We start from the raw sequence: 19,878 nt of genomic DNA, 5'->3' as shown, positions 1-19,878 counted from the left end.
CCTGTCAGGTCATCGACCCGCGACGACCTCGCCGGTCTCGAGCAGCGACTTGAGGTTGGACAGGATCCCGGGCCAGCCACCCGACACCCCGGCCAGCATCTCGCTGCCGGGCACGAAGCCGTCGTGCGTGACCGTCAGCTTGACGGCGCCATCGGCGACGGGCTCGATCTCGAACGCGACCCGCGAGATCGGCTCCTGCTGCAGCTGCGCCAGCTTCTCGTCCGACCAGCCGAACATCTCCTGCATCTCCGGCCGGTAGTTGTGCCAGGTGTAGGCGAGCCGGCGCGGCGGGTCGGACTCGAGGACGTGCTGGCCCCAGTCCTGGGCGGGCTCCCCGCCCATGCTCCACCGCACCGACGCCCCCTCCGCCCAGTCCGAGTCCGGCCCGCCGCCGTCGAAGTAGCGCCGGACGAACGCCGGCGTCGTCAGCGCCTCCCACAGCTTCTCGGGGGTCGTGCGGATGTAGCTGACATAGACGAAGGCGGTCGCCCCCGGGTGCGTCACAGCGGTCGTCGTCTCGCTCACGGGGCCCTCCAGGGCTCGTCGCAGGTCGGTGAGGGCGTCCACACGCCCCCGGTGGTACTTGCGGATCCAGCGGTCGGCGATGTCCCCGAGCGCCGCCGGGTTGAGGTGGTGGTGGCGCTCCCGCCCCCGGCGGACCGCCGTCACCAGCCCCGCCTCCCCCAGCACCGCGAGGTGCTTGGTCACCGCCTGCCGCGACATCGCGAGCCCGTCGGCCAGCTCCGAGAGGGTTCGGCCGTCGTGCTCATACAGCGCATCCAGCAGATGACGCCGGGTCGGGTCGGCGAGCGCCCGGAACACCCCGTCGTCGTCCATGACGAGCAACCTATCGGTTGCCTGTCGGAACAGGCAACCCCGAAGTTGCCTATCCCAGTTCGACCGCCGCGTCGTGCCCCTCCCGGACGGCGGCGTCGAGCAGCCGCGGGGCGAGGGCGTCCCCGATCCGGACCACGGCGGGTCCAGCCGGCACGACGAGGCCGCGCGCGCGCCGTGGCACGGCGGCGACGACGGCGTCGACCTCCCGCTGCTCCTCGACGCCGGACACGTGGTCGAGCAGCCGGACCATGCGGCCCTCGATCCCCAGCACCACCCGCCCGGTCTCCTGGACGATGCCCAGCGCGGCCGCCCGGCGCGCCCACCGCGGGCCCTCGAGGGTCGGCCCGAGATCGCCGGCCGCGACGAGCGCGGAGGTCACCGTGGTCACCGCGGCGCCGCGGCGCGCGAGCAGTTCGGCGGTCGACGGTGCCGCGTGTCCGCCGGCCTCGTCGACGACGAGGACGCGTCCGGTCGGGGTGGCGCGGCCGCGCAGGACGTGCTCGACGTCGAGCACACCGTCGGCCCCCCACGACGGGGCCGCGGCCTCCGACCCCGTGGCGTCGACGACGACGTCGGGCGCCCGGTCGGCGATCAGCGCCACGTCCACCCTCGTCCCCACCGAGACCCACACCGCGCCGAGGTCGGTGATCAGGTCCTCGACGGCGTGCCCGAGCTCCGACCGCCCGGGCGCGCTCGCGGCCCAGACGACCTGCCCGCCGAGGACGTCGCCCGCCTCGACGAGCTCCACCTCGTGACCCCGCCCGGCCGCGGTGACGGCGGCGGCCAGACCCGCCGGGCCGCCGCCCGCGACCAGCACCCGCCGCCGGGCCCGCGGCGGCGGGAGCGGCTGCGCCTCCCGCCCCGCCCGCGGATTCACGACGCACCCCAACCGCCGCCCCAGCCCCACGGCGCCGATGCACTCCTGGTTGCAGCCGACACAGCGCCGCACCCGCGCGCCCGTGACCGCCCGGCGCGCGAACGACGGGTCCGCGATCTGCCCGCGCGTCACCCCCACCAGGTCGCACGACCCGCCGGCCAGCGTCGCGGCCACGTGCTCCGGCGTCGTGAACCGTCCGACCCCGATCACCGGCACCGACACCGCCGCCCGCACCGCGGTGGGCACGGCCGCCGCGTACCCGGCGGGCACACCCATCGGGGGCTCGATCAGCGGGAGCGTCGCGGTGGCCACCCCGACCGCGGTGTTCACGTAGTCCACGGCGCCCTCGACCCGGAGCGCGACCCGGGCCGCGTCGGCCGCCCCCAGCCCGCCGGCGAGGCCCTCGTCGCCCTGCAGCCGCACGCCGAGCACCTGATCGGGGCCGAGGACTGCACGGACCGCCGCGAGGATCTCGACGAGCAGCCGCGCGGGGTCCTCGCCGTAGTCGTCGTCGCGGTGGTTGGTGACCGGGGAGAGGAACTGGCGCACCACCGACGCCTGCGAGCACTGGATCTCGACCCCGTCGTAGCCACCCGCGACGCAGTGCTCGGCGGTCCGAGCGAACCCGGCGACGAGGTCGTCGAGATCGCGCGGGGTCAGGGCGCGGGGGACCTCGCGGAACATCGGGTCGGGCAGCGGGGACGGCGCCGTGACGGCCACTCCCGAGTACCGCGACGAGGACTGCCCGCCGTTGTGCCCGACCTGCGCGAGCACCGCCGCGTCGTGGGCGTGGACGGCGTCGGTGATCCGGCGCAGGCCGGGGACGATCGCCGGGTCGGTGCCGCGGACGAGCTTCTCGTAGGGCCGGTCGTGCTCGCCCGCGGAGTGCTCCTCGGTGATCACCAGCGCGGCGCCCCCCTCGGCGCGCGCGGCGTAGTAGGCGGCGTGCTGGGCGGTCGGCATCTCTCCTACGGCGGCGTTGGTCAGGTGGGCCGGGAAGACGATCCGGTTGCGCAGCCGCAGCGGGCCGACGGTGATCGGGTCGCCGGGGCGGGGCGGGGTCATGGCGTGCCCAGCAGCGCCGCGGCCCGGCGGGCGTCGAGCACCGCGTCGTGCACGGTGCGGGGCGCGAGGAGGTCGCCGGCGAGCACGGTCCGGCCCGCGACGAGCAGGCCGTCCCTCGGCTCCGCACCCTCCGGCACCGGACGGGGGCGACGGCGAGCGGCGTCGACGACCGCCGCGCAGGGCAGCGTCGAGGGCGCCCCGGTGTCCGCGTCGCGCAGGTGCAGCTCGGCACGCTCCCAGCGGACCGGCACCGTCCGGACCACCCGGGTCACCCCGGCAGCCGCGAGCCGGGTGTGCGCGGGCACGAGGTCCCCGGGGGGTCCGAGCTCGTGCCCGACGACGGGGTCCGGGGTCACCAGCGCGACCTCCCGGCCGTCCGCCGCGAGCAGCTCGGCCACCCCCACCCCGGTGGCCTCACCGACCGGGTCGAGCACGACGACGGGTCCGGGCGGCGGCTCGGTTCCGGGAGGCACTGTCCCGCCGAGCACGGCGGCGGCGCTCCAGGTCGGGGCGCCGGGCACCGGGGGCTCGCGGTCGAGGCCGCCGGTCGCCCACAGGGTCGGGACGCGGTCGTCGTCGAACCCGGCCTCGTCGCCCAGGCACACGCCGACGCCGAGTCGCTCCAGCTCGGCCCGCCACCAGTCGACCAGCGCGGCGTACCGGCCCCGCCCGGGCAGCCGAGCCACGACGCGCAGCGCGCCGCCGAGTGAGTCGTCGCGCTCGTGCAGCGTCACGCGGTACCCGGCGGCCGCGAGCACCCGCGCCCCCTCCAGCCCGGCCGGGCCGCCGCCGACCACCCGCACCGCGGAACCGTCACCCGGAGGCACCGTCGGGACCCCGTACGCCTCCTCGACCGGCGAGACGCTGCACGACACGATGGCGTTGCGGCCGTCGCGCACGCGGCAGCGCTCGTTGGTCAGCACGCACGGCCGGGGAGCGCTCCCGACCCGGATCCGACCGACGAGGTCCGGGTCCGCGATCAGCGCGCGGGTCATCTCGACGAGATCCGCCGTGCCGTCGACCAGCGCTGCCTCGGCCTCGCCCGGATCGACGACGCTGCCGGCGAGGACCACCGCCGTCCCGTCCGGCGCGGCCCGGCGCAGCGCCGCCGCGAGCGGCAGCCCGTGCCCGGGCGGGGTGTGGGCGTCCGGGCGGGTGGCCCCGACCGCGAGGCCGCTCCCCCGCACCCCGACGACGTAGTCCAGGCCGGCGGGCACCCGGACGTCGTCCGGGGTCAGGCCCGCCCACGGCGCGAGCTCGTCGACCGCGAGCCGCAGGCCGATGACGGCGTCGTCACCGACGGCCGCGCGCACCGCGGCGACCGTCTCGCGCAGCAGGAGATCCCGCTCGGCGCCCCAGCGGTCGGTCCGGTGGTTGGTCAGCGGCGAGAGGAACTGCCGCAGCAGGGCGTACTGCCCGGCCTGGATCTCGACGCCGTCGAGCCCGGCGTCGCGGGCCAGTGCGGCCGCCGTCACGAACCCGTCGATCACCGCCGCGATCGCGGCCTCGTCCATCGCGGCCGGCACCTGTCGCGACACCGGATCGGCCGCCGCCGACGGCCCCCACAGCGGACGACGGTGGTACGCCGAGCTCCCCTGGGTGCCCGCGTGCCCGAGGCCCGCGAGCACGACGGTCCCGGACGCCACACAGGCCTCGGCGATCGCCGCCCACCCCGGCCCGGCCTCGGCCGCGAGAGGGGCACGCTCGTAGGGACGGTCGGAGTCGTGCACCGAGGCGACCTCGGTGACGATCACGCCGACACCGCCCGCGGCCCGCCGCGCGTAGTACGAGACGTGGTCCGCGGAGAGGGCGCCGGGCCGCCGCGGGTCCGCGAGGTTCGTCGCGTGCGGACCGAACAGCACCGGGGACGGGACCGTCCGCGCGGCGAGGCGTCCGGGCGCGGTGAGAACCGGACGGCGGGGCACCGCGGGACGCTAACCCCCGCCAGGTCGCTACGCCGCCTGCGCCGCCGTCAGCACCTCGCCGAGCGCGACCGCGGTGAGCGGCCGCGGGTCGTCGAACTCCTCGCGCACCAGCGCGGCCCCTCGCACGTCGTGCCAGCGGGTGTAGTGGTTGGTGACGACGACGGTGGCCAGCCCGGCCGCCCGTGCGGCCGCCAGCCCCGGCGCGGCGTCCTCGACGGCCACCGCGTCCTCCGCCGCCACGCCGAGCCGCTCCAGCGCGAGCAGGTAGGCCTCCGGATCCGGCTTGAGCGCCCGGACGTCGTCGCCGAACACCGTCACCCGCGCCGTCCCCGGCCCGAGCAGCCGCTCGACCAGCGGCTCCGCCCACGCCCGCGTCCCGGTCGTCGCCACCGCCACCGGCACGCGGTGCGCGACCAGGTCGGCGACGAGCGAGCGGACACCCGGGCGGGCCGTGATGGCGCCGCGGCGGACCTCCTCGGCGAAGATCCGTGTCTTGGTCCGGTGCACGGTCTCGGCGAGCTCCTCGAGCGCGGTCTCGTCCGCGGCGAGGTCGTCGGTCTCGTCGCGCCGGGCGAGGTCGGCGACGATGCGGCGCCGCCCGCCGGTGACCGCGAGGAGACAGCCGTAGTGCTCGATGTCCCAGAAGAGATCGATCCCGTGCGCGGCGAAGGCCCGGTTGAACGCGACCCGGTGCCCGTCGCGCTCGGTGTCGGCGAGCGTGCCGTCGAGGTCGAACACGACGGCCGCCGGCAGCGGGCTCACGGCCGGCCCCGATCGAGATCCATCAGGTGGTAGAGCAGCAGCAACTGGGCGATCGCGAGTGGTTCGCTGCGCCCGTCGCCGACCCGGCCGAGGCAGTCCGGGGTGTCGGTGTCCGGGGCGTCGAGGGAGGCCCAGATCGCCTTCTCGACCGCGATGCTCTCCTCGCGCGGGACGTAGCCGTGCACGTGCAGCGACTCGACCGGGCGCCCGTCGGGATCACGCTCGAGTTTGAGGTGCATCGCGCGGGTCAGGCCGGGCTGCAGAACCCCGGTGAGGTCCGGGTGGTCGATCGTCGGGCGCAGCATCACGGTGGCCGACAGCGGCGTGTCGGCCGGGTCGTCCCGGGTCTCGATCGGGGCGAAGCGCACGACGAGGTCCGCGGTGGCGCGCTGCGGGCGGATGAAGGCCGCCGACTCCGCCTCGCGACGGTCGAGCTCGGCCAGCACCGCCTCCGTCGAGTACCCCCGCTTGCCGGTGTCCCGGGCGATCTTCCACCCGCGCCGGATCTCCTCGGGCGGGTCGAGGAAGACGGTCACGTCGAAGCAGGCCCGCGACAGGCGGCTGTGGAGCGGGAACAGCCCCTCGACGATGACGATCGGGGCGGGCTCGACCAGTTCCGGGCGCACCAGTTCGCCGGTCGCGTGGTCGTAGACCGGCTTGAGGATCGGCGAGCCCGTGGCCAGCAGCTGCAGGTGCTGCTCCATGATCTCGAGGTAGTTGCAGTCCGGGTGGAGCGCCGTGAACGGCAGGTCCCGGCGCTCCGCCCGGTCGTAGCGGTGGTAGTCGTCGGTGCACAGCGACACGCACCGCTGGGGCCCGAGAGCGTCCACGAGCCCCCGGGTGAGCGTGGTCTTCCCCGCGGCGCTGTCGCCCGCGATCGCGATCATCACCGGCCGGCGCCGGGGTTCGTCGGGTCCGGCTCGGCGGATGCGCAGGTTCTTGTCGGGCACGGCGACACCTCCTCGATGCCGACGACGCTAGGCAGCGGTGAGCCACGCCACTCCCCCCGCAGCGGGGGGACGAGGGGGGAGATCGAGGTGGTGCGAGTGGTCCACCGGAGGCCGTCCGAGCACCTATCGTGAGGGGATGGCCTCCGTCACACCCTCGACGGCAGGTCCGCTGCGGGTCGTCGTGGTCGACGACCACGAGATGGTCGTGGCCGGCCTGAAGGCGATGCTCGCGCCGTTCACCGGGCGGATCCGGGTGGTCGGTTCCGCACACGGCGTGGCGGACGCCCTCGACCTCGTCGGGTCGCTGCGCCCGGACCTCGTGCTCGCCGACGTCCGGATGCAGGGCGAGAGCGGGCTCGACCTGTGCCGCCGCCTGGCCGAACGGATGCCCGAGGCCCGCGTCGTGCTGCTCTCGGTCTACGACGACGAGCAGTACCTCTTCCAGGCGCTGCGCGCGGGCGCCGCGGGCTACCTGCTCAAGCGCATCCGCGGCGAGGAGCTGGTCGGCCAGCTCGAGCTCGCCGCGACCGGCACCACGGTGATCGACGCGACGATGGCCGGCCGGGTCGTCGAGTCCGCCGCCCGCCTGGAGCGCGACGAGTTCTGGCCGGGCGCGCACCTCGGGCTCACCCACCGCGAGAGCGAGGTACTGGCGCTGCTCGTCTCGGGGTGCAGCAACCGCGCGATCGCGTCCCGCCTGGTGATCGGCGACGAGACGGTGAAGAGCCACGTGCGCTCGGTGCTGCGCAAGCTGCAGGTCCCGGACCGCACGGCTGCCGTGGCGGCGGCGCTGCGGGAAGGGGTGTTCCGGTGACGGGCCCGCGCGGGCTGGGGCTCGACGACCCGGAACGCGAGAACGCCGTCCTGCTGGACATCATCGAGGCGACGGCGAGCGGCCCGGACGTGGAGACGCGGGCCGCGGCGGTGGCCCGCGTGATCACCGAGGCGACCGCCACCGACGTCTGCTTCGTCCACGTCCTCGACGACTCCGAGCGCGCCCTCACGCTGCTCGGGGCCACCCCGCCGTTCGACACCCAGGTCGGCGCGGTCCACCTGCCGCTCGGTGAGGGGGTCAGCGGCTGGGTCGCGAGCCACCGCGAGCCGGTGGTGATCGTCGAGGACAAGGAGTCCGACCCGCGCTACCTCCCCATCCCGGCGCTGCGCGGGCAGGACTACACCTCGATGGTGTCGGTGCCGATGATCAGCGAGCCGAGCGGCCTGGCCGGCGTCCTCAACGTGCACACCCTCGCCCGGCGCCCGTTCGACGACCGCGACGTGCGCCTGCTGCTGGCGATCGGCCGGCTGCTCGCCGGCACGCTGCACCAGGCCCGCATGCACCGGCGGCTCGCGGCCCGGGAGCGCGCGCACGAGCGGTTCGCCGAGCAGACGGTGGCCGCGCAGGAGGCGGAGCGCCGCCGGCTCGCCCGCGACATCCACGACGGGATCTCCCAGCGGCTGGTGTCGCTCTGGTTCCACCTCGACGCCGCGCTGACCCACCTCGACCGCGGCGACCCGGGCCCGGCCCGCGCCGACCTCGAGGTCGCGGGCGGCCTCGTCGACACCACGCTGGAGGAGGCCCGCGCGGCCATCGGGGCGCTGCGGCCCCCGGTGCTCGACGACCTCGGGCTCGCCGGCGCGCTCGCCGCGCTCGCCCGCGGGGTCCCCGGCGTCGACACCTCGCTCGACCTCGCCGAGCGCCGGCTCCCCGACCACCTGGAGATCGCGCTCTACCGCATCGCCCAGGAGGCGCTGCAGAACGTGCTCAAGCACGCCGGCGCCCGGCGGGTGACGCTGCGCCTGGCGATCGGCACCGCGGACGTGCGGCTCGCGATCGGCGACGACGGGGTGGGTTTCTCCCCCGCCGACCTGCGACCTCCCGACGGCACCGCGCCGCCCGACGACACCGGCGGATTCGGGCTGGCCTCGGTGCGCGAACGGGCCGAACTGATCGGCGGCACCGTCCGCCTCACCTCCCGCCCCGGGGAGGGGACCACGCTCGCCGTCACCGCCCCGCTGCCGCGCCACCAGGACGACAATCAACCGAACGGCGAAGTGTCGGCCCGGAACACTTGATTGTCCTTCGCGGTCCCGGCCCCGCACGCTCGTCGCCATGGCCGATCGATGGAGTGCGGGCGTCATCCCCTACGCGGAGATGGGGTACTGGCAGCCCGACTACGTACCGAAGGACACCGACCTGCTCTGCGCGTTCCGCGTGACGCCGCAGGAGGGGGTGCCGCCGGAGGAGGCGGGCGCCGCCGTGGCCGGGGAGTCGAGCACCGCGACCTGGACCGTGGTGTGGACCGACCGCCTCACCACCCACGAGCACTACCAGGCGAAGTGCTACCGCGTGGACGCCGTCCCGGGGGCAGAGGGCCAGTGGATCGCCTACATCGCCTACGACCTCGACCTGTTCGAGGAGGGGTCGATCGCGAACCTCACCAGCTCGATCATCGGCAACGTCTTCGGCTTCAAGCCGCTCAAGGCGCTGCGCCTCGAGGACATGCGGATCCCGGCGCACTACGTGAAGACCTTCCCCGGCCCGCCGCACGGCATCGTCACCGAGCGGGAGTACCTCAACAAGTTCGGGCGCCCGCTGCTCGGGGCGACGACCAAGCCCAAGCTCGGCCTGTCGTCGCGCAACTACGGCCGCGTGGTCTACGAGGCGCTGCGGGGCGGCCTGGACTTCACCAAGGACGACGAGAACATCAACTCGCAGCCGTTCATGCGCTGGCGCGACCGCTACCTGTCCTGCATGGAGGCGGTGAACAAGGCGCAGGCCGAGACCGGCGAGGTCAAGGGCCACTACCTCAACATCACCGCCGCGGACATGGAGGACATGTACGAGCGGGCCGAGTTCGCCAAGGACCTCGGCAGCGTGATCGTCATGCTCGACCTGACCGTGGGCTACACGGCCATCCAGTCGATGTCGAAGTGGGCGCGGCGCAACGGCGTGATCCTGCACCTGCACCGCGCCGGGCACGCCACCTACACCCGGCAGAAGACCCACGGCGTGAGCTTCCGGGTCATCTCCAAGTGGATGCGTCTGGCCGGCGTCGACCACATCCACGCGGGCACCGTCGTCGGCAAGCTCGAGGGCGACCCGGCCTCGGTGCACGGCTTCTACGACGTGCTGCGCAAGAACAGCTACACGGCCGACCCGGGCAAGGGCCTCTACTTCGACCAGGAATGGGCCTCGATGCCCGCGACGATGCCGGTCGCGTCCGGCGGCATCCACGCCGGTCAGATGCACCAGTTGCTGCACCACCTCGGCGAGGACACCATCCTGCAGTTCGGCGGCGGGACCATCGGCCACCCGATGGGGATCGCGCAGGGCGCCGAGGCCAACCGCGTCGCCGTCGAAGCGATGATCAAGGCGCGGAACGAGGGCGCGGACTACCTCGCGCAGGGCCCGGAGATCCTCCGCAAGGCGGCCAGGCACTCGAAGCCGCTAGAGATGGCCCTCTCGACCTGGGGCGACGTCACCTTCGACTACGCCTCCACCGACACCGTCGACGCCGTTCCCACCCCGGCCTGAGGAGGACACCGTGAGGATCACCCAGGGCACCTTCTCGTTCCTGCCCGACCTGACCGACGACGAGATCCGGAGCCAGATCTCGTACGCGCTCGAGCACGGCTGGCCGTGCTCGGTCGAGTTCACCGACGACCCGCACCCCCGGAACACCTACTGGGAGATGTGGGGGCTGCCGATGTTCGACCTCGTCGACCCCGCCGCCGTGATGGACGAGGTCCGCGCGTGCCGGGAGGAGCACCCGCAGCACTACGTGCGGGTCACCGCCTACGACGCGAGCCTGGGCCGCCAGACCGTGGCGCTGTCGTTCCTGGTGAACCGCCCCGACGTCGAGCCCGGGTTCCGGCTGGACCGCGCCGAGGGGGCCGACCGCCGGATCGGCTACACCGTCCATCCGTACGCGACGGAGGCCCCGGCGGGCTCGCGCTACCCGGCGCCGGACCCGCGGGGGAACGGCCATGCCCGGCGCTGAGCAGCGGGGCCGCGTCGGGTTCGCGACGGCGGGCCGCTCGACCGGCGTGCCCGCCGTCGCCGCCGTCGATCCGGTCCCGGAGGACGGCGACGGTCCGGTGCCGGAGCTGGCCCCCGACGCCGTCGTCGACCTCGACGAGGTCCGCCGGGAGGCGCGCGTCGACGACGTGCTCGACGCGCTCGACCGCGAGCTGGTCGGGCTCGCCCCGGTCAAGGAGCGGCTGCGCGAGCTCGCCGCGCTGCTCGTCGTCGACCGGGTCCGGGAGCGGTTCGGGGTGGCGGGCGACCCGCCGACGCTGCACATGTGCTTCACCGGCAACCCGGGCACCGGCAAGACGACCGTGGCGCTGCGCATCGGCGACCTGCTCCACGGCCTCGGCTACCTGCGGCGCGGGCACCTCGTGACGGCCACCCGGGACGACCTGGTCGGCCAGTACGTCGGGCACACCGCCCCGAAGACCAAGGAGATCGTCGGGAAGGCCATCGGCGGCGTGCTCTTCGTCGACGAGGCCTACTACCTGCACCGCCCGGGCAACGAGCGCGACTACGGCGGTGAGGCCATCGAGATCCTGCTGCAGGCGATGGAGTCCCACCGGGACGACCTCGTCGTCGTCCTCGCCGGCTACGCGGACCGGATGGAGTCGTTCTTCACCGCGAACCCGGGGATGCAGAGCCGCGTCGCCCACCACGTCGACTTCCCGGACTTCACCGTCGACGAGCTCACGACGATCGCGGCGTCGATGGCGGGCGAGCGGGGGCTGCGGCTCGACGACGGCGCGGCGGCGGCGCTGCGGGAGTACCTCGCGCTGCGGGTCTCCCAGCCGTGGTTCGCCGGCGCGCGGAGCGTGCGCAACGGGCTGGACCGCGCGAGGATGCGCCAGGCGCGGCGACTCTCGGAGGGCGGCTCCCGGCTGGTCGGCCTGGACGACCTGGTCACCCTGCGCGCGGCGGACCTGCGCGCCAGCCGGGTGTTCACCGGAGGTCTGGCCGCCTCGGGGACCTGAGCCGGGGAGGTGGCCGGTGACGACGACCTCGCGGATGCGCGCGTTCGTCGCGCTCGCCGAGGCCGGGTCGGTGCGCGGCGCGGCCGCCCACCTCGTCGTCACCGAGTCCACCGTCTCGGCGGCCGTCCGGGCGCTCGGCGAGGAGATCGGCGTCCCGCTGCTCGAGCGGGACGGACGAGGGGTACGCCTCACCCCGGCGGGGCGCCGGTACGCCGACTACGCCCGACGGGTGCTCGGCCTGCTCGACGAGGCCACCGCCGCCGCCCGCGGCGAGGCCGACCCGGAGCACGGCCACGTGCGGCTCGGCGCCGTGACCACCGCGGGCGAGCACCTGCTGCCCGACCTGCTCGCCGCCTTCCGCGCCCGCCACCCGGCCGTCGAGCTCGGGGTGGACGTCGCCCCCAGCACGCGGGTGTGGTCGTTGCTGCGCGACCACGAGGTGGACGTCGTCGTCGCCGGGCGTCCGCCCGCCGGCAGCGTCGCCCGGATCCGGGCCACCCGGGCCAACACCCTCGCCGTCGTGGGCGCCCCGGCGACGGCGGACGGGTTCGACCCGGCGGCGGCGACGTGGCTGCTCCGCGAACCGGGGTCCGGGGTACGCAGCACCCTCGCGGGGCTGCTCGACGACCTCGGGGTCGAGCCGCGCAGCCTCACCATGGGCTCGCACGGGGCCACGATCGCGGCCGCGCGCGCCGGGCTCGGCGCGACGCTGGTGTCCCGCGAGGCGGTGCGCGACCTCATCGCGGACGGGACGCTGGTCGAACTGCCGCTGCCGGGGACCCCGCTCGCGCGGCCCTGGCACCTGGTCACCCACCCCGACGCGACGGCGAGCACCGAGCTGCTGGTGCGCGACGTCCACGCCGGCCACGTCCCGGGGTGGGACCGGGCCGAGCAGCCCTGACTCAGGCCGCGACGTTGCGGCCGACCTCGCGGATCAGCGCCGCCTGCGCGGCGCCGACCGCCTCCGGGTCCCCGGCCCACGCGGCCAGCGCGGGCGTGACGAGGGCCCGGCCGAACGAGAACGTCACCGGCCACGGCGTCGGGAGGGCCCGGATCGCCGCGAGGTTGGCCGCGGCGTCGACGGAGGACTGGCCGCCGGAGAGGAAGGCGACGCCGGCGAGATCATCGGGCATCGTCGCGGTCAGCGCGTCGACCGTCGCGCGGGCCACCGCGTCGGGTCCCACCGGAGCGGCTCCCGACCCGGGCGTGACCATGTTCGGCTTGAGGACCATGCCCGCCGGGTCGACCTCGGCCTCGTCGAGGGCCCGGCGCAGCGTGGCGAGCACCCGCCGGGTGACCGCGGCGCAGACCTCGAGCGGGTGCGACCCGGCCGTCAGCACCTCCGGCTCGACCACCGGGACCACCCCGACGTCCTGGCACACGCGGGCGTAGCGGGCGAGGGCGTGCGCGTTGGCCTCGATCGCCCAGGCGCCGGGCGTCCCGTGGCCGATGGTCAGCACGGCGCGCCACTTCGCGAACACGGCCGCGCGGGCGGCGCAGTCCGCGACCCGTTCGGCCAGACCGTCGAGTCCCTCGGTGATCGTCTCGCCCGGAGCGCCCGCCAGCGGGACGGTCCCGGTGTCGACCTTGACGCCCGTGGCCAGACCGAGCGCCGCGAGCGCCGTCGGGAAGTCCCGGCCGTCGGTGACGTGCTGGTGCAGCGTCTCCTCGCAGAGGATGACCCCGCTGATCCCGCGGGCGAGGTCGGCCGTGGTGACGAGCAGCTCGCGGTAGGCGCGGCGGTGCTCCTCGGTGGGCGACACGCCGGCGTCGGAGAGGCGCCGCGACATCGTGGCGATGCTCTCGTCCGCGGCGAGGATCCCCGTGCCGTCACCGACGAGGCCGGCGGCCGTCGTGTGCAGGGCGCTCGCCCGGGTGCCGGGCGCCGTCGTCGTCATCGCAGAACCTCCGTGGCCGGCCCGGCGGAGCCGCCGGGCACGACCACGGACGCTAGGTACCCCGGCCCGTCCCCACCTCCCTCGCGCGGAGGACCGGCCGGGGGACGTAGCCCTGGGGCTCACCCCGGTGCCGCGAGGATCGCCCGCGGCACCGGGGGAGGTCTTCGGTCGACCCGGCTCAGTTCACCCGGACCCCGGCGGGCAGACGACGTCCCTCTCCGGCGAGCGGGTCGGAGTCGCACGCCTTGTCCGGCCGGCGCACCGAGAGCGTCAGCGGCACCGGGCCGTCCTTGCGCTGCGGGGTCGTGCGGTGCGAGTGGTCCAGCGACGGCTTGGGGACGATCGTGTCCATCTCCAGCTTCGCCAGCTCGGTCTCGCCGTTCCCCAGCACGCACTCCGGGTCCGGGCCGTCGAGCGGCAGGCCGGTGAAGAACTTGGCCGCCATGCAGCCGCCCTGGCAGGCGTCGTAGTGCGAGCACTTGGTGCACGCCCCGCCGGACTGCGGGCCGCGCAGCTCGGCGAACAGCTCGCTGTCCTGCCAGACCGTCCGGAACCCACCCTCGGAGCGGACGTTGCCGGCGAGGAACTGGTCGTGGATGGCGAACGGGCAGGCGTACACGTCGCCGACCGGGTCGATCAGGCACACCACGCGCCCGGCCCCGCAGAGGTTGAGGCCCGGGAGCTCCTGGCCGTACGCGGAGAGGTGGAAGAACGAGTCGCCGGTGAGGACGTCCTCGCCGCGCGCGACGAGCCAGTCGTAGAGCTGCTTCTGCTGCGGCTGGGTCGGGTGGAGCTCGTCCCAGGTGTCGGCGCCGCGACCGCTCGGGCGCAGCCGGGTGATCCGCAGCTGGGCGCCGTAGCGGTCGGCGATCGCCTTGAAGTCGTCGAGCTGGTCGACGTTCTGGCGGGTCACCACCACGCTGATCTTGAACTGGCCGAAGCCGGCCTCGTAGAGGTTCTCCATCGCCCGGATCGCGGTGTCGTACGAGCCGGGGCCGCGGACGTGGTCGTTGACCTCCGCCGTCGCGCCGTCGAGGGAGATCTGCACGTCGACGTAGTCGGTCTTCGCGAGCTGTTCGGCGCGGGCCTTGTCGAGCTTGACGCCGTTGGTGGAGAACTTGACGCCGACGTCGTGGGCGATCGCGTAGTCCAGCAGCTCCCAGAAGTCGCTGCGCACCGTCGGCTCGCCGCCGCCGATGTTCACGTAGAAGACCTGCATGCGCTGGAGCTCGTCGATGACGGCCTTGGCCTCGTCCGTCGACAGTTCGTTCGGGTCGCGGCGCCCGGAGCTCGAGAGGCAGTGGACGCAGCTCAGGTTGCAGGCGTAGGTGAGCTCCCAGGTCAGGCAGATCGGGGAGGTCAGGCCGTGGGTGAAGTGCTCGACGAGCTTCATGTGGTGGTGGCTCCCTTTACCGCGGCTGGATCGTGCCCGCCTGCGCGAGGCCGGCGAGGGCGCGCAGGTACTGGTCGCGCTGGTCGTCCGGGACCTCGGCAGCGGTGAGCGCGCCGTGGACGTCGTCGTGGTGTGCGAGGGCCTCGACCACCCGGACCAGCGGCTTCGTCTTGAGGAAGGACAGCCGGCGGGTGTGGAAGTCGTAGACGAGGGCGCCGAACGACTCCGGGCGCAGCGACACCGACTCGGCGAGGCGGTACGGGGCGGCCGGGTCGAAGGCGCCGGTGGGGGCGGCCTCGGCCGTCCCCACCGGAGCCGCGGTCATCAGTAGACGCCGCACATGCCGTCGATCGAGACCTCCTCGACGAGGGTCTCCTCGACGAGCGGGGCCTCCTGGCTCACGTCGGTGGTGGGCTCGGCCATGGCTACCTCCTGCGGGTCAGATCACCTCGGGCGAGCGAGACACTAAGCGGCACTCGGTGCCATTCGCCAGGGTCGGCGTGGGCAGTACGTCCCGCCCGAACGGGCGGGGCGTGATCGCGATCTCGTTTGGTACGCGCGAGGAAGGTGGTCGCTTCGGACGTCCCGGACGGGGGACACTGGTCGGCGTGACATCCGCCACCACGCGCACCGTGCGGGCCCGCCGGCTCGAGGCGGCCGCCCTGGAGCTGTTCACGGTGCGCGGGTTCGACGCGGTCACCGTCGACGACCTCGCGGCCGCCGGCGGCGTCGGACGGCGGACCTTCTTCCGGTACTTCCCGACCAAGCTCGACGTCGTCCTCGGGGAGCTCGACGACGCCCTGGCCGCGCTGGTCACGGCGCTGCGCACGGGGCCGTCCGAGCTCGACCCGGTCACGGCCGCCCGGCAGGCGTTCCTGCAGGTCAACGCGTACGCCGACGATGACGTCCCCGTGCTGCGGCGCCGTCTGGGGCTGATCGAGACGGTGCCCGAGGTGGCCGCGCGGGCCGCCGTCCGGTACGCGGCGTGGGAGCAGGCGATCGCGGTGGACGCGGCCTCTCGGTGGGGGTGTTCGTCCGGCGAGCTGCGGCCGCAGGTGTTCGCCCGGGTGGTCGTGGCGGCGATGCGGGGCGTGTTCACGACGTGGCTGGCGATGCCGGGCGCGGACGGCTCGGCGCTGCGCGCGCTGGCCGCGGAGGCGTTCGACGACCTCGGGCGCGGGTTCGCCGCGCGATGATCCCCCGGTGACCGATCCGGTGACGTTGATCGACGTCGACCCCGCCTCGTCCGTCGCGCCCTACGAGCAGGTACGGGCGTCGGTGACGTCGCTGGTGCGCTCCGGCCGGTTGGCCCCGCACACGCGGCTGCCCGCGGTGCGGCGGCTCGCGGTGGATCTCGGGCTCGCGGCGAACACCGTCGCGCGGGCGTACCGGGAGCTCGAGGCGGCCGGGGTGGTCGAGACCCGCGGGCGGTTGGGGACGTTCGTGGTGGATGCCTCCGGCGGTGGGCGTGACGAGGCCCGGGAGGCGGCGCAGGAGTACGCGGCGCGGATGCGGTCGTTGGGGGTGTCGCCGGAGCGGGCGGTGGATCTGGCGCGGGCGGCGCTGGCGGACGGGTAGCTCCGGCGCCCTCTTGTCAGCGATGGTCCCCTATCGGTGTGCTCAGTAGGACGCTGACATCTGGGCGGCCGCACCATGATCACCGGGCACCTGGTGGGCTGGCGGATCTCGTTCGACCCCGCCAGGTGCCCGTTGAACGCGCGCCAATGGCTGGGCCGGGCGCGCAGGGACCGAGCACCACTCGCCGGCCACCCTCGGCACCCCTCTACGGACGCCCCGCCTCGCCCCGCGTCAGCGATGCGGCATCGCTGACATCGGGCTCGACCGGCCCTTGATCACCGGGCACATAGCGGGCTCGTGGATCTCGCTCCGCCCCGCCAGGTGCCCGGTGATCATCGATGGGCCGCCCGATCCCACAGCGCCAGGACATCCGATGGAACCGATCGGCGCCGGACCGACTCCAAGCGGATGTGGAGACGCCGACGCGACAGACACGGGTGCCGTTCCGGGGCTCGCTCGCGGTCGGACTCGGCCTGCTGACCGCCGACCAGCTCCGGGGGCCCAACTTCGTCCACCTGCACCGGGATGTCTACGTCGGGGCCGACACCGAGATCGACACCCGGGTCCGCGTCCAGGCCCTCCACGCGTGGAGCCGGGAGCGCGGGATCGTCGCCGGGCCACTGGCGGCACTCGCCTACGGCGCGGACTGCCCCTGGGACGACGCCGAGGTCGTCCTGCCGCAGCACTGCCGACTGGCCCCGGACGACATCGCCACGCGGACCGACCACCTCCCGTCGGACGAGGTCGTCGAACGGCATGGCTGCCCGATCACCTCGCCCGCTCGTACCGCCTTCGACCTCGCCCGACGAGTGCCTCTCGTCGAGGCCGTCGCCGCGGTCGACGCCGTCGCCCATCGCTGTCACCTGACCTCGGAACACCTCCGACGGATCGCGGCCGCACACCCGCGGGCGCGGGGAACGGTGCAGGTCCGGCGGGTCCTGGAGCTCACGGATCCGCGGGCGGAGTCGTTGCCCGAAACGCGCCTCCGCCTCGGGCTGCTCGATCGTGGGGTGCCACCGGCGGTGCCGCAGTACCGCGTGGTCCTCCTCGGCGGTAAGCGCGTCCGGCTCGACCTGGCGTGGCCGCACGTGAAGGTCGCACTGGAGTATGACGGCCCCGAGCACCGCACGATCGCCGGCCAGAACCGCGACGCCTTCCGTGACGGCGATCTGGGCGACCTCGGTTGGGACATCACCCGCGTGACCTCGGCGATGCTGCTCGACGCCGCGGCGTTCGACCAGCTGGCGGCCCGGGTGATGCGCAAGCTGGCCTGAGCCCTACCAGGGCACCTCCACCCGGTCCTCCCACAGCCGACCCGTCGGCGGCGGGTCCGACAGCGACCCACCCCGGCACGCCAACCACACCGCGGTGTCCGCCCCCTCCTCGACCGACCGGGGCGCGTCCGGCCCGCCCATGTCGGTGCGGCAGTGGCCCGGGCAGGTGGCGTCGACGAGCACGCCGCGCCGGCCCATCCCGAGCTCGTGGGCGAGGTTGCGCGTCATCGCGTTCAGCCCCGCCTTGGCCACCCGGTACGGCGCGAGCCCGCCCGCCGTCCCGGGCCCGCTCATCCGGCCGAGGCACGCGGTCACGTTGACGACCCGGCCCCACCGGCGCTCGACCATCCCGGGCACGAACGCGGAGATCAGCGCGAACGGCGCGTCCAGGTCGATCGCCCGGACCGAGCGCCAGGAGTCCAATGAGATCTCCAGCGTCTTCGACCGCCGCGCGCTCATCACCGCGGCCGCGTTGACCAGCACGTCCACGTCCCCGACGCCGGCCACGGCGTCCGCGATCCCGTCCACGTCGGCGAGATCCACGGGCAGCGCCGACACGTCACCGTCCAGACCGGAGACGGCGTCCGAGAGCCCCGCCGCATCACGCGCGACCGCCACGACGCGCGCCCCCGACGACGCCAGCCGCGTCGCGATCTCCCGCCCCAGACCTCGGCTCGCGCCGGTCACGACGGCGGTGCGACCGCCCAGATCCGTTCCGTCCACCCCGTCGAGTTGCCCACGACCGACCTCGCGAATCGGGGCTTGTGCCCGATCATTTATCGCCACAAGATGGCAACTGCAGAATTCTCACGGCGCGGCACGAAGGGCAGCACCCGAAACCCTCCGAACGTCGGGGTGATCTCCCCGCTCCGTGAACGGGATCACGCGCGGGCTCTCGCCCGTGACTCCGGCCACCCCTACCGTCCGCGGCGGACGCCAGACCGGCTGCACCTAGGCGGGTCCGCCCGACGACGAGAGGATCGAGATGCAGGTCGACGAGCTGCTCAAGCCGTTCCCGATCAAGGAGTTCCACCCGTTCCCGCGGGCGCTCCTCGGGCCCGGTTCGCACGAGATGATCGGCCCCGAGGCCCTGAAGATGGGCTTCAAGAAGACCTTGATCATGACGTCGGGCCTGCGCGGCACCGACATCGTGCACAAGATCAGCGAGTCCATGAAGTACCACGGCGTCGACACCGTGATCTATGACCAGGTTGAGTCCAACCCCAAGGACTACAACGTCATGGACGCCGTGAAGCTGTACCAGGAGAACGCCTGCGACAGCTTCGTGTCGATCGGCGGCGGCTCCTCCCACGACGCCTGCAAGGGCGCCCGGATCTCGGTCTCGCACGACGGCCGCAACGTCAACGAGTTCGAGGGCTTCAACCAGTCCGAGAACCCGAAGAACCCCCCGCACATCGCGGTCTCCACCACGGCCGGCACCGGCTCGGAGACCTCCTGGGCCTACGTCATCACCGACACGACGACGGACCCGAACAACCCGCACAAGTACGTCGCGTTCGACGACAACTCGGTGACCTCCCTGGCCATCGACGACCCGGTGCTCTACTACGACTGCCCGATCGACTTCACCGCCCAGTGCGGGTTCGACGTCCTCGCGCACGCCTCGGAGCCCTACGTCTCGCGGCTGAACTTCGAGCCGAGCCTCGGCAACGCGCTGCGGGCCATCGAACTGACCGCGGCGAACCTGCGCGAGGCGGTGTGGAACGGCCAGGACCTCCCCGGCCGCGAGGGCATGATGTACGCGCAGTACATCGCCGCCCAGGCGTTCAACTCCGGTGGCCTCGGGATCATCCACTCGATCTCGCACGCGGTGTCGGCCTTCTACGACACCCACCACGGCCTGAACAACGCCGTCGCGCTCCCCCGCGTGTGGGCGTTCAACATGCCGGTCGCCTACAAGCGCTTCGCGAAGATCGCGACGGCCATGGGCGTGGACACCACGCACATGACCGACGTGCAGGCCGCGGAGGCCGCGCTCGCCGCCTCCATCCGGCTGCTCCGCGACGTGGGCATCCCGGAGAAGTTCACCGACGTCACCCAGGACTCGTACTCGAAGAACCGTCTGGGCCAGGGCCCGACGAAGTTCTACGAGAACGAGAAGACCATCACGGGTAACGACGCCGACGTGGACCGCATCACCAACCACGTCCTCGGTGACGCCTGCACGCCGGGCAACCCGAAGGAGTGCACCTTCACCACGGTGCGCCCCGTCGTCGACCACTGCCTCAACGGCGACCTCGACGACCTGCTCAGCTGAGTTCCCTGGCTGATACTGGTACCCGGTGCCCGGCGGA

The 19,878-nt window shown here is 74.0% G+C and carries 20 protein-coding genes; 10 read left to right on the top strand and 10 right to left on the bottom strand.

Features of this window, described 5'->3' with window-relative positions:
• Positions 1-9 precede the first annotated feature (9 nt).
• Genes LQ327_RS12480 through LQ327_RS12460 form a run of 5 tightly spaced genes read right to left on the bottom strand, consistent with a single transcriptional unit; the run spans position 10 to position 6,416 of the window.
• A complete protein-coding gene (locus tag LQ327_RS12480; RefSeq protein ID WP_230733920.1) occupies positions 10-837 on the bottom strand; it encodes an ArsR/SmtB family transcription factor in 828 nt (275 codons plus the stop codon).
• Between the two features lie 49 nt (positions 838-886).
• On the bottom strand, positions 887-2,779 hold the full coding sequence (locus tag LQ327_RS12475; protein WP_230733919.1) for an oxidoreductase: 1,893 nt from the start codon (positions 2,777-2,779) through the stop codon (positions 887-889).
• A complete protein-coding gene (locus LQ327_RS12470) occupies positions 2,776-4,704 on the bottom strand; it encodes a mycofactocin system FadH/OYE family oxidoreductase 1 (RefSeq protein WP_230733917.1) in 1,929 nt (642 codons plus the stop codon). Before LQ327_RS12470 ends, LQ327_RS12475 begins: the two co-directional genes overlap by 4 nt.
• Positions 4,705-4,731: 27 nt before the next feature.
• Positions 4,732-5,466 carry an HAD-IA family hydrolase gene (locus LQ327_RS12465; protein WP_230733915.1) on the bottom strand — a complete coding sequence of 245 codons (735 nt, stop codon included), beginning with the start codon at positions 5,464-5,466 and terminating at the stop codon, positions 4,732-4,734.
• Positions 5,463-6,416, bottom strand: a complete 954-nt coding sequence (locus tag LQ327_RS12460; protein ID WP_230733913.1) for a phosphoribulokinase — start codon at positions 6,414-6,416, stop codon at positions 5,463-5,465. Before LQ327_RS12460 ends, LQ327_RS12465 begins: the two co-directional genes overlap by 4 nt.
• Before the next feature lie 136 nt (positions 6,417-6,552).
• Between LQ327_RS12460 and LQ327_RS12455 the strand changes: the two genes are divergently transcribed.
• Genes LQ327_RS12455 through LQ327_RS12430 form a run of 6 tightly spaced genes read left to right on the top strand, consistent with a single transcriptional unit; the run spans position 6,553 to position 12,321 of the window.
• Positions 6,553-7,230 (top strand): response regulator, encoded by a 678-nt coding sequence (locus LQ327_RS12455; protein ID WP_230733911.1) that lies wholly within the window; start codon positions 6,553-6,555, stop codon positions 7,228-7,230.
• Positions 7,227-8,489: a GAF domain-containing sensor histidine kinase gene (locus tag LQ327_RS12450; RefSeq protein ID WP_230733909.1), complete on the top strand. Its 1,263-nt coding sequence runs from the start codon at positions 7,227-7,229 to the stop codon at positions 8,487-8,489. Before LQ327_RS12455 ends, LQ327_RS12450 begins: the two co-directional genes overlap by 4 nt.
• A 37-nt stretch (positions 8,490-8,526) precedes the next feature.
• The gene (locus LQ327_RS12445; RefSeq protein ID WP_230733908.1) at positions 8,527-9,951 is read left to right on the top strand and encodes a form I ribulose bisphosphate carboxylase large subunit; all 1,425 of its coding nucleotides are present in this window, start codon (positions 8,527-8,529) and stop codon (positions 9,949-9,951) included.
• 10 nt (positions 9,952-9,961) lie between these two features.
• Positions 9,962-10,417, top strand: coding sequence for a ribulose bisphosphate carboxylase small subunit (locus LQ327_RS12440; protein ID WP_230733906.1), 456 nt, complete (start codon positions 9,962-9,964; stop codon positions 10,415-10,417).
• The gene (locus LQ327_RS12435) at positions 10,404-11,420 is read left to right on the top strand and encodes an AAA family ATPase (RefSeq protein ID WP_230733903.1); all 1,017 of its coding nucleotides are present in this window, start codon (positions 10,404-10,406) and stop codon (positions 11,418-11,420) included. Before LQ327_RS12440 ends, LQ327_RS12435 begins: the two co-directional genes overlap by 14 nt.
• Before the next feature lie 16 nt (positions 11,421-11,436).
• Positions 11,437-12,321: a LysR family transcriptional regulator gene (locus tag LQ327_RS12430; protein WP_230733901.1), complete on the top strand. Its 885-nt coding sequence runs from the start codon at positions 11,437-11,439 to the stop codon at positions 12,319-12,321.
• 1 nt (position 12,322) lies between these two features.
• Here the strand turns inward: LQ327_RS12430 and LQ327_RS12425 are convergent, their stop codons facing one another.
• From LQ327_RS12425 to mftA, 4 genes are all read right to left on the bottom strand, one after another.
• Complete coding sequence (locus LQ327_RS12425) at positions 12,323-13,318, bottom strand: class I fructose-bisphosphate aldolase (RefSeq protein WP_230733899.1); 996 nt, start codon at positions 13,316-13,318, stop codon at positions 12,323-12,325.
• 178 nt (positions 13,319-13,496) lie between these two features.
• On the bottom strand, positions 13,497-14,711 hold the full coding sequence (gene mftC, locus LQ327_RS12420) for a mycofactocin radical SAM maturase (RefSeq protein WP_230733897.1): 1,215 nt from the start codon (positions 14,709-14,711) through the stop codon (positions 13,497-13,499).
• 16 nt (positions 14,712-14,727) lie between these two features.
• Positions 14,728-15,036 (bottom strand): mycofactocin biosynthesis chaperone MftB, encoded by a 309-nt coding sequence (mftB, locus tag LQ327_RS12415; RefSeq protein WP_230733889.1) that lies wholly within the window; start codon positions 15,034-15,036, stop codon positions 14,728-14,730.
• Positions 15,036-15,134: a mycofactocin precursor MftA gene (mftA, locus tag LQ327_RS12410; protein WP_230733883.1), complete on the bottom strand. Its 99-nt coding sequence runs from the start codon at positions 15,132-15,134 to the stop codon at positions 15,036-15,038. Before mftA ends, mftB begins: the two co-directional genes overlap by 1 nt.
• Before the next feature lie 185 nt (positions 15,135-15,319).
• On the opposite strand from mftA, the gene LQ327_RS12405 reads away from it, so the two are divergent.
• From LQ327_RS12405 to LQ327_RS12395, 3 genes are all read left to right on the top strand, one after another.
• Positions 15,320-15,907, top strand: a complete 588-nt coding sequence (locus LQ327_RS12405) for an acyl-CoA-like ligand-binding transcription factor (RefSeq protein ID WP_230733877.1) — start codon at positions 15,320-15,322, stop codon at positions 15,905-15,907.
• A 7-nt stretch (positions 15,908-15,914) separates the two neighbouring features.
• A complete protein-coding gene (locus LQ327_RS12400) occupies positions 15,915-16,289 on the top strand; it encodes a GntR family transcriptional regulator (protein WP_230733875.1) in 375 nt (124 codons plus the stop codon).
• A gap of 437 nt (positions 16,290-16,726) precedes the next feature.
• Positions 16,727-17,563: a type IV toxin-antitoxin system AbiEi family antitoxin gene (locus LQ327_RS12395; RefSeq protein WP_230733867.1), complete on the top strand. Its 837-nt coding sequence runs from the start codon at positions 16,727-16,729 to the stop codon at positions 17,561-17,563.
• A 3-nt stretch (positions 17,564-17,566) separates the two neighbouring features.
• On the opposite strand, the gene LQ327_RS12390 is transcribed toward LQ327_RS12395, so the two are convergent.
• Complete coding sequence (locus tag LQ327_RS12390; protein WP_230733865.1) at positions 17,567-18,286, bottom strand: SDR family NAD(P)-dependent oxidoreductase; 720 nt, start codon at positions 18,284-18,286, stop codon at positions 17,567-17,569.
• A gap of 262 nt (positions 18,287-18,548) precedes the next feature.
• Here LQ327_RS12390 and mdo point away from each other — a divergent pair, with 262 nt between their 5' ends.
• Complete coding sequence (mdo, locus tag LQ327_RS12385; RefSeq protein WP_230733860.1) at positions 18,549-19,841, top strand: NDMA-dependent methanol dehydrogenase; 1,293 nt, start codon at positions 18,549-18,551, stop codon at positions 19,839-19,841.
• The last annotated feature ends 37 nt before the right edge of the window (positions 19,842-19,878 follow it).

Source organism: Actinomycetospora endophytica (assembly GCF_021026375.1).
Taxonomy (GTDB): Bacteria; Actinomycetota; Actinomycetes; order Mycobacteriales; family Pseudonocardiaceae; genus Actinomycetospora; species Actinomycetospora endophytica.
Note: the sequence above shows the minus strand (reverse complement) of the source record. Positions and strands in the feature narration are given on the sequence as shown.

Coding starts and splice junctions, on each gene's coding strand:
- LQ327_RS12480 (WP_230733920.1), bottom strand. CDS start 837: ATGGACGACGACGGGGTGTTCCGGGCGCTCGCCGACCCGACCCGGCGT.
- LQ327_RS12475 (WP_230733919.1), bottom strand. CDS start 2,779: ATGACCCCGCCCCGCCCCGGCGACCCGATCACCGTCGGCCCGCTGCGG.
- LQ327_RS12455 (WP_230733911.1), top strand. CDS start 6,553: ATGGCCTCCGTCACACCCTCGACGGCAGGTCCGCTGCGGGTCGTCGTG.
- LQ327_RS12445 (WP_230733908.1), top strand. CDS start 8,527: ATGGCCGATCGATGGAGTGCGGGCGTCATCCCCTACGCGGAGATGGGG.
- LQ327_RS12435 (WP_230733903.1), top strand. CDS start 10,404: ATGCCCGGCGCTGAGCAGCGGGGCCGCGTCGGGTTCGCGACGGCGGGC.
- LQ327_RS12425 (WP_230733899.1), bottom strand. CDS start 13,318: ATGACGACGACGGCGCCCGGCACCCGGGCGAGCGCCCTGCACACGACG.
- mftC (WP_230733897.1), bottom strand. CDS start 14,711: ATGAAGCTCGTCGAGCACTTCACCCACGGCCTGACCTCCCCGATCTGC.
- mftB (WP_230733889.1), bottom strand. CDS start 15,036: ATGACCGCGGCTCCGGTGGGGACGGCCGAGGCCGCCCCCACCGGCGCC.
- mftA (WP_230733883.1), bottom strand. CDS start 15,134: ATGGCCGAGCCCACCACCGACGTGAGCCAGGAGGCCCCGCTCGTCGAG.
- mdo (WP_230733860.1), top strand. CDS start 18,549: ATGCAGGTCGACGAGCTGCTCAAGCCGTTCCCGATCAAGGAGTTCCAC.